This window comes from Rothia sp. HMSC062F03, assembly GCF_001836905.1.
In the GTDB taxonomy this organism is placed as follows: Bacteria; Actinomycetota; Actinomycetes; order Actinomycetales; family Micrococcaceae; genus Rothia; species Rothia mucilaginosa_A.
The window spans coordinates 24007-36383 of sequence record NZ_KV830885.1; the positions used below are offsets into that span (position 1 = coordinate 24007).

The 12377-nt window shown below is 62.7% G+C and carries 7 protein-coding genes; 2 read left to right on the plus strand and 5 right to left on the minus strand.

The features are described from left to right. The first annotated feature begins 91 nt into the window (after positions 1-91). Positions 92-1606 carry an MATE family efflux transporter gene (locus HMPREF2674_RS05735; protein ID WP_070825081.1) on the plus strand — a complete coding sequence of 505 codons (1515 nt, stop codon included), beginning with the start codon at positions 92-94 and terminating at the stop codon, positions 1604-1606. Between the two features lie 129 nt (positions 1607-1735). Here HMPREF2674_RS05735 and nadE read toward each other — a convergent pair whose 3' ends face one another. Further along, a complete protein-coding gene (nadE, locus tag HMPREF2674_RS05740; RefSeq protein ID WP_070825082.1) occupies positions 1736-2569 on the minus strand; it encodes an ammonia-dependent NAD(+) synthetase in 834 nt (277 codons plus the stop codon). A gap of 299 nt (positions 2570-2868) precedes the next feature. Here nadE and HMPREF2674_RS05745 point away from each other — a divergent pair, with 299 nt between their 5' ends. Continuing rightward, the gene (locus tag HMPREF2674_RS05745; RefSeq protein ID WP_070825151.1) at positions 2869-3171 is read left to right on the plus strand and encodes a recombinase; all 303 of its coding nucleotides are present in this window, start codon (positions 2869-2871) and stop codon (positions 3169-3171) included. An 87-nt stretch (positions 3172-3258) separates the two neighbouring features. Here the strand turns inward: HMPREF2674_RS05745 and HMPREF2674_RS09410 are convergent, their stop codons facing one another. From HMPREF2674_RS09410 to HMPREF2674_RS05760, 4 genes are all read right to left on the minus strand, one after another. Continuing rightward, positions 3259-3399, minus strand: coding sequence for a hypothetical protein (locus HMPREF2674_RS09410; RefSeq protein ID WP_161799349.1), 141 nt, complete (start codon positions 3397-3399; stop codon positions 3259-3261). Positions 3400-3494: 95 nt separating this feature from the next. Continuing rightward, entirely contained in the window at positions 3495-7532 is a 4038-nt protein-coding gene (locus tag HMPREF2674_RS05750) for a S8 family serine peptidase (RefSeq protein WP_049333875.1), read from the minus strand. 348 nt (positions 7533-7880) lie between these two features. Further along, a complete protein-coding gene (locus tag HMPREF2674_RS05755) occupies positions 7881-11867 on the minus strand; it encodes a S8 family serine peptidase (protein ID WP_070825083.1) in 3987 nt (1328 codons plus the stop codon). Positions 11868-12080: 213 nt separating this feature from the next. Then, positions 12081-12377 (minus strand): S-layer homology domain-containing protein (locus HMPREF2674_RS05760; protein ID WP_141761810.1); only part of this gene is annotated, 297 nt, incomplete at its 5' end.

The following is a 12377-nucleotide window of genomic DNA, read 5'->3' on the forward strand; positions in this document are numbered from 1 at the left end:
ATACACTAGCCCGTTTTTCGCGCGAACCACGCCTCTTACCGCGTCATTCATCGCGCACCGGACGCAACACAGACCAGAACCACAAGAATCGATGACACCTCAGCAGACTGAAAACAACGCGCCTAAAAACGGTGCCTCCGAAAACCCCGCCCCCAACAACAACGCACCCGCCGCAGGACACCGCCCGCACGGCGTAAGCGAAGACCCGCAGAACATCTACCTGCTCAAAGACGCCCCCATCCTCAAGGCGCTCCTCTCCCTCGGCGTGCCCATGGCACTCGGCCTCGCCATCACCAGCGTCTACAACGTGGTGAACTCCTACTTCGTCGGCCACTACGGCGGCACCGAAGACCTCGCCGCCACCAGCTACGGCGTGCCCGTCTTCGGCGTCATCATGGCGATTGCAGGCCTGTTCGGCCTGGGCTCCTCAACCCTCGCCTCCCGCAAGCTCGGTGAAGGCCAGCCCGCCCACGAAATTCACCGCGTCACCTCCTTCGCCCTCTACTCGGCGCTCGGCGCCGGTGTTATCGCGGCGGCTATCGGCTTCATCCTCGCCGACCCGATCACCGGCATCATGGGTGCATCCGGCGGCTCCTACGAACCGACCCGCATCTACGTGCACCTCATGTTCCTCGGCGCGCCCCTCGCCATCGGCATGTTCACCCTCGAACAGCTCGTGCGCTCCGAAGGTTACGCCAAGCAGTCCATGTACGGCATCATCGTCGGCACCGTCGTCACCTGCATCTTCGACGTGCTGTTCATCGCCGTCATGGGCATGGGCATCGCCGGTGCCGGTTGGGCGATGCTGCTGGCGAACGGCGCATCCATGCTGTACTACCTGCTGTTCCTGATGCGTCAGAGCGAGAACTTCTCCGCGAACATCCGCGACTTCTCCCTCGACCCCGCCATCATCAAGCCCGTGGTCGCGGTCGGTGCCGCCGAACTCATTCAGAGCCTCAACCTGATCTTCGCCGCCCTGCTGCTGAACAACCTCGCCGCCTCCTACGGTGACGACACCGTGGCGGCGTTCGGCCTGGCAATGCGCCTGAACATGGTGCCCGAAATGCTGTGCATGGGCCTGTGCATGGGCGGTATCCCGCTGTACGCCTACGCGTACGGTGCCCGCAACGGCGCCCGCGTGAAGCAGGCGCTGCGCACCGCAACGATCCTGTCCGTGGCAACTTCCGTGGCGCTCACTATCCCGGTGCTGATTTTCCGCCGCGAACTGCTTGCCGTGGTTGGTGATGAGCGCCTGGTCTCCACCGGCGAAGAGGTCTTGGTCGCGCTGATGCTTGCCGCCGTGTTCAATGCGGTTAGTATCGTGTTTGTTTCCTGGTTCCAGGCGGCCGGTAAGGGCGGCCCGGCAATGCTGATGACCCTCGGCATTGCGCTGCTGTTCTTCCCCGCCGTGTACTTCGGCAACATGTGGTTCGGCTTTAAGGGCCTGACCTGGGCGTTCCCTTTCACCCAGGTGCTCGCCTGCGCGCTGGGCCTGGTGCTGTTCCTCGCCACGGGTGGCGCGAAGGTACCGCCCGCTGAGCCTGAGGTAGAAGCTGAAGGTTCAGAGGATTCGGACGTTCAGGCTGCCGCCGCATCGAAGGCATAAACGCCTCTGAACGCGAGCGCTCGCCAGCACCTACGCGGCGAGCACCTACGCAGTCAGCGTTTACACGAAAGCTCCGGACTCCCGCATAGGAGCCCGGAGCTTTTACGTTAGTTTTACGGCGGTAAAGCGCTAGTTCTTCCACCAGGAATCAAAAATCGTTACCGGAGTGGTGCGCTTATGGCGGCTACGCAGGTAAATCTGCTCCAGCTTCGCAGCGGCCGCCTCGTCGATTTCCTTACCCTCCAGGTAGTCATCAATCTGCGGGTACGTCAGACCCAGCTCATCCTCATCGGTACGGCCGGGCACGCCGTCCAGCAGGTCAGCCGTCGGCGGCTTAGCCCACAGACGCTCAGACGCACCCAGCACACGCAGCAGCAGCTGGTTCTGGCGCTTATTCAGGCCGTACAGCGGCAGCAGGTCCGCGCCGCCGTCACCGAACTTCGTGAAGAAACCCGTAATGGACTCCGCCGCATGGTCGGTACCCACCACCAGGTAGCCGGGGCCGCCAGCAATCGCGTACTGGGCAATCATGCGGGCGCGCGCCTTCACATTACCCTTGTTGAAATCGCTGATCTGCTCGCCGGTCGCGGCAGTGTAGGCGGTGTCGAAACCATCCACGGCTTCGGCAATGTTGAAGGTCAGGGAGCGGTTGGGCTGGATGAAACGCAGCGCCTCCTGCGCGTCCTCTTCGTCGTGCTGCACACGGTAGGGCAGGCGCACCGCCACGAACTCAGTGGTGCGGCCGCGCTCATTGAGACGGTCGACCGCCAGCTGGCAGAGGCGACCCGCCAGGGTGGAGTCGATACCGCCGCTGATGCCCAGTACCAGGCCGCGGCTTCCGGTGGCTTCCAGGTAGTCGCAGATGAACTGGATGCGGCGCTCCACTTCTTCGCGTGCCTGCTCTTCGGTCATGTTGGGCTTGACGCCCATTTCACGGATGATCTGTGCCTGTAATTCACGCATGACTTAAGTGTACGCTCCACCTTATAGCCAGCGCGGTGAACCGCCGAGGGAGGCGAGGTAGTGTTCCACACGGTGCGCTCAGCGCGGCGCACGCGGCGGGTTCAGTGGAGATTTGGCCTCCCGCTAGTTCCACAAATACGCAGTGTACTCACAGGTAAAAACCCTGCGCGGCAACCCGCGCGGTTGTTAGCATGAACATACGGTTCAAATGCCGTTCAAAATAGCCGCTGATGAGGGAAAACGCCCCCACACCCGCTACGCCACAGAACACGTCAACCAAGGACGGTGAAGACAGCACCATGGCAAAAACAAAAACTGAACTCTACGACGAGCTCGTAGACATCGAAACCAGCCTCGAAAACCACCCGCTCACCTCCGGGAAAATCGCGGAGGCGAACATCCTCATCGAGCAGATGAAGGAGCAGGGCGCCACCCAGGAAGAAATCAATGAGGCACTCATCCGGCAGGGGCTGCCTTCCCTCGTGGAGATAGGTAAGAGTACCCTGCTGCAGTCTTTCAGCTTCTGGAAGCTGAATCACCGCAAGTCCAAGGTGGAAGCCGCCATTGAGAAGCTCAACCGTAAAGAAGCCCGCCGGCGCTAACTAGGCCGCCTCGGGCAGAGTGAGGCAAGCAAATACCCCCGGCAGATGCGTACGGCATCCACCGGGGGTATTTCTTTCAAAGGAATATCAGTGGCTTAGATTTTCAAAGACGCTCTCATAACGGTCAACGAAGTCCGCCGCCGCGTTCAGAAGCTCCTCCTGGTCGAGGGCGTCCCGAGTAGCTGACAGCGTCTCATCCTCGCCGTTCTGAACCTGTAATTCACGCATAACCTAAGTCTACGCCGCAGACATAACAGCCCACAGAAAGAGCCGTGTCGGGGCAGAAAACTCTACCCCGACACGGCCCTCACATCCGCATCCGACTAGCGGTTATTCAGCACGCGCACGTTGTAGCGGTGCAGGAACGCCGCCATCGCGCCACGCTCAATCGGCTGAACCGGGCGGAACGAACCATCCGGCCAACCCGTCGTAATCCGCTGATCGGCCAACCACGCAATCTCGCGGTAGAACTGGCTGCCGGTCGACACGTCGCTAAACGGCGATACCGCAGGAGCCGAATATGCCGGCGAACCCGCGTAACGGTAGAAGAACGCCGCCATCGCGTCACGGTTCACCGCATCATTCGGGCGGAACGTACCATCCGACCAGCCGGTCGTAATGCCGCGGGCGCGCATCCACTCAATCTCCTTGTAGAACGGGTGGTCGCGCGGCACATCCTTGAAGCTCGGGGTGCTCGGCGCGGTGAACTGCGGCGAACCCGCCATGCGGTAGAAGAACGCCGCCATCGCGCCGCGCTCCACCGAACCGTTCGGGCGGAACGTGCCGTCCGGGTAGCCGGTCGTAATGCGACGCTGAGCCAGCCAGTTAATGTCGTTCACGAACGGGTAATCCGCCGGAACATCCTTAAAATGCGCACTCTCGGCGGGAGCCTCGGAGGACGACGACACGCGCAGAACCTGAGCACGCTCACCGGCCGCCCCGTTCACGCCCGACAGGTCGCCGGTCGCGTTGTGCATGTGCAGGAACAGGGCAGAGCCCTTCGCCTCACCGCTGCGGTGCGCCACCAGGTTCGTGCCCGGCGCATCCACGAACAGGTTCGGAACGCCCGCCGAATCGCCGCTGAACCACAGCGCCGGGGTGGCGTAGTTGAACGACACCGACTCGGTCGTATCCACCACGGTCGTAGCGGAGAACGCGCTCGCGGTGGTCACCGAGTACGAAATCTCGGTCGACTCAGCCTCGGGGTCCAGGCCCAGAACGCTCAGCGGAACACTCATCACCAGGGTGTTCGAATCCATGATGTTCGTATCGGTATCGCCCCAGGTGCCGTTCAGCGGGTACAGGGCGTTGGCGATTGCGTGCCACTTGCCGTCCAGGCCGCGCTGCGAAACCTTCACGAGCGGGTAGTCCAGGCCCTTCTCGCGCACCGTCTGCAGGCGGTAATCGGTCGTGCCATCCTTATCGGTGTCGATGAAGACGTAGTAGGTGCCGCGCGGGGTCACCTCCGACCAGTTACCCCAGGTCGAAATACCGAAGGACAGCTGCGCCTGCGAGGTGTCCTGACCGGCAGCCTTCAGCGCCGCCACGTTCGAGGTGGCACCCACGTACTGCAGGTCCATGCGGGAATCCGAACCCACACCCAGCTTCGCGGTCGGGATGCGCGGGCTCGAAGCGCCCAGCTCGAAGGCACCCAGCAGGGAGCGGTAACCGCCCTGATTCACGGCGGTGCCCTCAACGGACAGGCGCTGCTCCAACGCACCGGCGCCGTTCGAATCGAAGTGGATATCCGCACCGGCCACGCGCAGCGCGCTCACCGGCTTCGGGGCCACGTGCAGGGGCATACGCAGGGTCTTCACCGCGGCCGAGGAATCAGCATCGGTCAGGATCAGGCGGCCCGAGGCGCTCGCAATGTACTGGCGGGCACCCGAAATGGTCACCATGCCGGTCGAGTAGTTCAGCGAATCCTGGGTCGGGTACATCGAGGGGTCGATGGTCTTCTCAAGCTTCGACGGGTCGATGCGCACCGTCACGGTGAACGTGGCGGTCTGGCCGGCACCCACCGATACCGACTGCGGGTAGGAGAACTCCACACCCGGGATGCTCGTGCTGCCGTCGTAAGATACGGCGTAGGTGTGCGCGACCGAATCGGTGTTCTCAACGCTCACGCGGTGCTGCAGGGTCTGCACGCCGGCGTTCGGGGTGTACTCAACCACGCCGAAGGTATCCGAAACCTGCTCGGGGCGGGCGGCGTTGAACAGCATCACGCGGTCGGCCACCGCCGCACGCGTGTTGATGCGGCCGGTACCCACGCGGTCCACCGCGTAGGGGTTGCCCCAGGCGTCCTGCATGCGGTGGTCGGCGGTGTTCATGATGGCGGTCTTAATCATGCGCGGGCCGTACTCCGGGTGCGCCTGCATAATCAGCGCCGCAACACCCGCCACGAACGGCGTGGACATGGACGTACCGGTCTTTACGGTTGCCTCGGTACCGCCGCCAACCAGGATCGAGGAAATGTTCGTGCCCGGTGCCGCAACGTCCGGCTTCGTGATGCCGTGCGAGCCGTGCATACCGCGCGCGGTCGAGGTGTTCGCCTGATCCAGCTTGCCGTTCTGCACGCGAATCGACTCGCGCAGGTTCTCGCCGAGCTGCAGGGTCAGGTTGCCCGAATCAATCTGGGAGGAGAGACGCTCCACCTGGCTCTTGGCCAGACGCACGCCCGGAATAGCGGAGTTGCCGCCGATAGCGGTGTCGCCCACCTCCGTGTCGGAGGCGATGACCACGCCGGTCGCGCCGGCAGCCTGCAGGTTATCGAAGCGCACGCGCGAACCGCAGGGTGCGGTGCCGTCGGCCTCAGCCCAGTCGATGAGGGCCCACTTGCCCTTCAGCGCCGCGGCCTCCTCCTCGGTGAAGGCCTCGCACGCGTAGCGGTTGCGGGTTGCGGCACGCACCACGGTGCCGCGCAGCTGCTCCTCGGTCGCCTTCGAGTAGTCGAAGCTCACCGAGTAGTCGCCGTAGGTGTCCGCCTCGTTCGCGGGGGAGAGAATCTTCACGCGGTCAGCCATCTGGGTCGAACCAATCGAGTTCGCCACGGTCAGGCTGTAGGCGCTGGTGCCGGGGCCGCCCGAGTTGGAGTAGGTATCGCCCACGGCGTTGTAGTTGTTGGCGTTACCCGCCGCGACCACGGAGAGGATGCCCTCGCGGTAGAGGGAACCGACCGCGTAGTTCACGGTCTCGTCGAACACGCCGAACTCGTTGCCCAGCGACAGGTTCGCGATGTCGGCGCGGTCCGAAAAGTCGCCGTCATCGTTGGGGTCGAGCACGCGGTCAAGGCCCAGGGGAACGAACGCGGTGGTGCCCTTACAGCCGAAGATGCGCAGGCCAATCAGCTGGGCCTCCGGTGCGGAGCCCGGGCCGATCTTCATGTCCTTGAGCTGCTCCTCGGTGAGCTTGGAGTAGTCGCCGCGGAAGGTCGAGCCGTCCGCGTTCACGCCGTAACCCGCCGCGGTACCGGCCACATGGCTACCGTGGCCGCCGCAGTCCAGCGGGTTCGCGTCCGGGTGGGGAGTGGAGGTCTCCTTCTTAGCGGAGTTGTAGTCGTCACCGACCAGGTCGTAGCCGCCCAGGAACTTCTTCGGGTCGTAGGTGCCCTCGGGAATCGTGTCGGAGGCTTTTGCCTTCTCGTAGGCCTCCTTAGTGCCGGGGCCGCCCAAATCGGCGTGAGTGTAGTCGATGCCGGTATCGAGCACGACAATCTTCACGCCCTTGCCGGTGTAGCCGGTGGAGGCGGTGTTCTGTGCGTGCTGCTGAGCCCACACGGAGAGGGTATCGGTATCGAGCACGGAACCGGTGTTCTGCGGCGCCATGTCCTCAATGATGCTGATGCGCTCAACATCGGAACGGTTCGCCAGCGCGCGAATCTGCTCGACGTTACCGTAGAGCGCCACGCCGCGCATCGTGTTGTGGGTGGTGTACAGAACCTGCGCGCCGGATTCCTTCGCGGCGGAGGCGCCCTGCTGCTGCACGCTGGCGCGGATTGCCTGCACCTGTGCTTGCGCGTTTACGGGGGCCTGCGCGCGGGAGCGGACCGCATCCGGCTGGGTCTGCGCGTACGCACCCTGACCCTTGAAGCGCACGAACACGGCGCGTTCGCCGGTTGCGCCGTCCAGGCTGGGGGAGAGCACCTCGGTCGGGTTCGGCGTCTCGGCGGATGCGCTACGCGGCGCATCCACGTCGCCGCGCACCACGCCGGGTGCGGCGTACGCCTGGGTTCCGAAGGGCAGGGAAGTCAGCCCGAGGGTCAGGCCCAGCACTAGGGCGCCGCAGCCGCGGGCTACGCGCCGAAGTCCTCGCGGTGGCCGCGAACCCTTCGGAGCGGGGGTAGCTTCAGGGAGAATAGCCACTGAATGCTCCTTGATTCTCTTGTAATGGTGTGTTTCTAGGGGGTCTTCAGCCCGTGCTTCAACGACGGGGTTCAAGCGGGCGCTGAAAGAACCCTCACCATTGTCTCAAGGAGAGGGGTGTTTAACCTAGTCAGACTCGTGAAACACCGCGGTGCGGAACGTAACAACGGCGAGGGGGCCGTACCGGGCAGCATTGCTGCGCGCGGTACGACCCCCTCGCCCATGACCGGAATCAGTCGCTGACCAGAATTAGCCGCTGACCGGAACCAGCCGTGACTCACCGGCACCTCAGCCGGGGCGGCACCCCTGCCTACGCGGTGAGCCGGTCAGCAGGTCAGCCGGGCCTCACTACTGGTCGGCGCTGTACCCCAGCACACTCGTGCTGTAGCGGAACACGAACGCCGCCATAGCGTCGCGGTGCACCGGCTCCACCGGGCGGAACGAACCATCGGGCCAGCCGGTGGTCACGCCCTGCGAGGCCAGCCAGCTGATCTCGCGGTAGAACAGGTTATCCGTCGAAACGTCCGTGAAACGGGCCTGGGCGGGAGCCTCGTACGCGGGCGAACCTGCGTAACGGTAGAAGAACGCGGCCATCGAGTCACGGTTCACCGAGGAATCGGGGCGGAACGTGCCGTCCGACCAGCCGGTCGTGATGCCCTGGGCCTTCATCCACTCAATCTCCTTGTAGTAGGGGTGGTTGAGCGGAACGTCCTTGAAGCTGGGCGTACTCGGGGCGGTGAACTGCGGCGAGCCGCTCATGCGGTAGAAGTACGCTGCCATGGTGGCGCGGTCCATGTTGTTCAGCGGGCGGAAGGTGCCGTCCGGGTAGCCGCGGTCAATCTGGTGCGAGGCAATCCAGGTGATTTCGCGGTAGAACTGGTTCTCCGGCGGAACATCCCTGAAGCGTGCCTCGTGGATGGTACGCGGAACGTCCACGACCTGTGCGCGGTCACCGTCGGCAACACCGTTAGCGGTCTTACGGCCGCTCAGGTCACCGGTCGCGTTGTGCATGTGCAGGAACAGAGCCTGACGCTCCTTGTTGTTGTTCTTGCGGTGAACGGTCAGCTGACCGCCGTCACGGTCCACGAACAGGCCGGGCATACCCGACTCCTCACCGGTGAACCAAACACCGGGCTTGAAGGGGGAGTACTCGATAGCCGAGGTGGTGTCCACGTAGGAGTTGCCCTCGTTGTACCAGGTGTCGGTCTGCACCGTGTACTTGATGCTCTGAGCCTTCTCAGCGGTCAGGCCCAGGTCCTTGAGCGGCACACCCAGAATCATGGTGTTGGTGTCCATGATGTTGGTGTCCGTGTCACCCCAGGCGTTGTTCAGCGGGTAGCGAGCCACCACGGTGGATGCGTTACCGGAGATGGACCAGACCTTCACCAGCGGGTAGTCCAGGCCCTTCTCTCGGGTCACCTCGAGCGTGTAGTCGGCCTTCGAATCGCCGGTGGTATCAATCTGCACCTGTACCTGACGGCCCCAGTGCATGCTGTCCCAGGTGCCCCAGGTCGAAATGCCGAAGAACAGAGAACCATCGTTCGGGTTCTTACCGGCTGCCTTCAACGCCGGAGCGTCCGAAGCGGCACCCACATACTGCAGGTCAACAGCCTGGTTCGACGGCAGCTTCAGCTGGCCGGTCGGAATACGGTCACTGACCGCACCCAGCTCAAACGCACCCAGCAGCGAACGGTAGCCGCCCTGGTTCAGGGTCGTACCGCGCAGAGTCACCGTGGACTCCTTATCGGCAATGCCCTTGTAATCAATACGGGACGCATCAACACGCATCTTCGAGACAGGCTTCGGTGCCACGTGAATCGACTGGCGGATCGCCTCTCGGCCATTCTCAGAGAAAATCAGGCGACCAGAAGCGCTCGCAATGTACTGGCGCTTACCGGCAATCAGAGTCTTACCGGTCGTCCAGTCCTGAGCGACCTGGTCGGCGCTCATCGCCGGGTCCATGGTCTTCTCCAGCTTGGACGGGTCAATACGCACGGTCACGGTCACGTTCTTACGCTCACCGGCACCCACGCTCACCTGCTGCGGGTAGGAGTACTCCACACCCGGGATGGTCGTGCTTGCCTCGTAGCTCAGGGTGTAGGTGTGAGCCTGCGAATCGGTGTTGTCCAGCACGATTTCACGCTGAACAGTCTGAATACCCGAATCGGGGGTGTACTCCAGCACACCAAACGCGGTCGAAACACGCTCGGGGGTCTTCGCATCGTACGCAATGACCTTCGCGTCCACGGCAGCGCGAGCATTCACCATGCCCGTACCCACACGATCCACCGCGTACTGCGCACCCTGCTCATTCTTGATCGGGGTGGACGCGCCGTTCATCAGCGCAGCCTTAATCATCTGCGGGTTGTAATCCTGATGCGCCTGCATCACGAGGGCGGCGATACCGGTCACGTGCGGGGTCGCCATGGAGGTACCGGTGAAGGAAACACCCTTATTACCCGTGCCCACAGCGGCAGACACAATCTCAGTACCCGGTGCCGCAAGGTCAGGCTTAATGAAGCCGTCAGAACCGTGCTGACCGCGAGCACTCGAGGAATTCAAATCAAAAGCGTGCGAGTGAGGACCGCGGCCCGAAGCCTTGTAGTCCAGGTTCATCTCGACGGTCACCGGACCGGCAGCCAGAGCCTTCTCCAGGTCCTTCGTTGAAGAAGCAGTCAGACGCAGACCCGGAATGGTCGTATTACCACCAATGCCGATCGTGTAGCGCTCAGCCTTACCGGCCATCACCACGCCAACACCGCCGGCAGCCTGAACGTTATCGAAACGCACCTTCGAACCGCACGGGAACGACAAGTCGTCCTGATCCCACTCGAAGTAAACCCACTTACCCTTCAAAGCCTTCGCCTCTTCAGCGGTGAAAGCCTCGCAAGCGTAACGGTTACGCTTCGGCGCGGCAACAACCTCGCCGCGCAACTGATCAGCGGACGCCTTCGAATAATCGAAGTTCACCGAATAATCACCCTGCAACCACTCCAAACCAGTCTTCGTGGTCACGCGGGCACGGTCAATCGGCTGAGTGGAGCCGTAGGCGTTCGCCACCGACAGCGCCGCAGCAGCATTCGCCGGGCTACCCGAATCGGAGTAGGTGTCACCCACACCGTTGTAGTTATTGGCGTTACCGGCAGCAGCCACAGTGAACACACCCTGGCGCGCCATCGTATCAATCATGTACGACTCAGGGTCGTCAGCCGGGGCGAACTCGCCACCGAGCGACAGGTTCACAATGTCGGCGCGGTCAGAGAAATCACCGTCACCATTCGGGTCCATCACGGTATCGAGCGCCTTCATCACAACACTCGAATTGCCGTAGCAACCGAACACACGAATCGCCAAAATCTGAGCCTCAGGAGCAGTACCGGGGCCAATGGACATGCCCTTCAGCTGCTCCTCCGTCAGGTTCTTGTAATCGCCACGGTAAGTCGTACCGTTCGCCGTCACACCATAACCGGCGGCAGTACCCGCCACGTGCGTGCCGTGACCGCCAGAACCGAAACCATCCGGGCGGCAATCCAGCGGGTTATTATCCGGCTGCGGAGTCGACTTCTCAGCCACCGACGCATTGTAGTCATCACCGACCAGGTCAATGCCGCCAATGAACTTATTACGATCAATCAGGCCCGAATCAGCGGACGGAAGCTCCGTCATCGCCTTAGCCTTCAGGTACGAATCCACCGTACCGGGGCCACCAAAATCAGCGTGCGTATAGTCAACACCAGAGTCAACAACCGCAATCTTCACGCCCTTACCCGTGTACCCCGTATTCTCACGAGTCCACGTGGCAAGAGTCTTCGTATCAATCTCGCTGCCGGAGTTCATGCGCTCCTTCGCGATAATCGGCGAAATACGCTCCACATCAGGGCGCTCCGCCAACGCACGAATCTGCGTAGCATCACCAGTAATCGCCGCACCACGCATCGCATTATGCGTGGTGTACATCAGCTTCGCGCCAGAAGCAGCCGCCACAGACTGAGCCTGCGACTGCACCTGAGCTGCAATAGCCTGCACCTGCGCCTGACGGTTCGCCGGCGCCTCCTTACGTGCCAGAACAGCCGCGGACTGGGTCTGCTCATACGCACCCTTGCCCTTGAACTGCACATACACGGTGATTTGGCCTTCAGCCTTCTGCAGGCCCGGGCTGATACGCGAGGCAGCGTCACCGGATGCGCTCGCAGTGCTTCCTTCGACCTGCTGGGGGCTCTGAGCGTGAGCTGCAGAGAAAGTGGCGGGAACGCCGAGAGTAAGGGCAAGAGCTGCACTCAAACCGGTCGCACCGACAGCCTTCATTCTGCGGCGTGGCGCATGAGGCGTTGTCATGGAATCCTCCTTCGGATTTTCTATTTTTCGATAGTGCTGTGTGCTCTGTGGTTGTGTATCGGTGATGCGCGGAGGCGGCCCCACCGGCAGACGACGAGTGAGTGCATCCGCCGGTGAAACCGCCACCAAAACTTGAGAGGTTCCAGGTACCTCTCCCACCCCATGCAGGAGGTGGGAGAGGACCCGAACCGTTTGCTACCGGTTAGCTACCGTCTAGCGTCCGGCGAGGTTCGCCACCTTCTCGCTGTAGCGGTAGATGAACGCCGCCATCGCATCGCGGGCGATGGGGGTCACCGGGCGGTAGGTGCCGTCGGGCCAACCGGTGCTGATGCCGGTTGAGGCCAGCCAGGTGATTTCGCGATAGAACTGGCTATCGGCGGGCACATCCTTGAACGGGCTGGTCACGGGCAGATCAACGTGCGGCGAGCCGGCGTAGCGGTAGAAGAACGTCGCCATCGCATCGCGGTTGACCGGTGCGGAGGGGCGGAACGTGCCGTCCGACCAGCCGGT

Excerpts from the sequence above, each read along its gene's own strand:
- HMPREF2674_RS05745 (WP_070825151.1), top strand. The coding sequence starts at position 2,869 with ATGGCAAAAACAAAAACTGAACTCTACGACGAGCTCGTAGACATCGAA.
- nadE (WP_070825082.1), bottom strand. The coding sequence starts at position 2,569 with ATGCGTGAATTACAGGCACAGATCATCCGTGAAATGGGCGTCAAGCCC.
- HMPREF2674_RS09410 (WP_161799349.1), bottom strand. The coding sequence starts at position 3,399 with ATGCGTGAATTACAGGTTCAGAACGGCGAGGATGAGACGCTGTCAGCT.
- HMPREF2674_RS05755 (WP_070825083.1), bottom strand. The coding sequence starts at position 11,867 with ATGACAACGCCTCATGCGCCACGCCGCAGAATGAAGGCTGTCGGTGCG.
- HMPREF2674_RS05735 (WP_070825081.1), top strand. The coding sequence starts at position 92 with ATGACACCTCAGCAGACTGAAAACAACGCGCCTAAAAACGGTGCCTCC.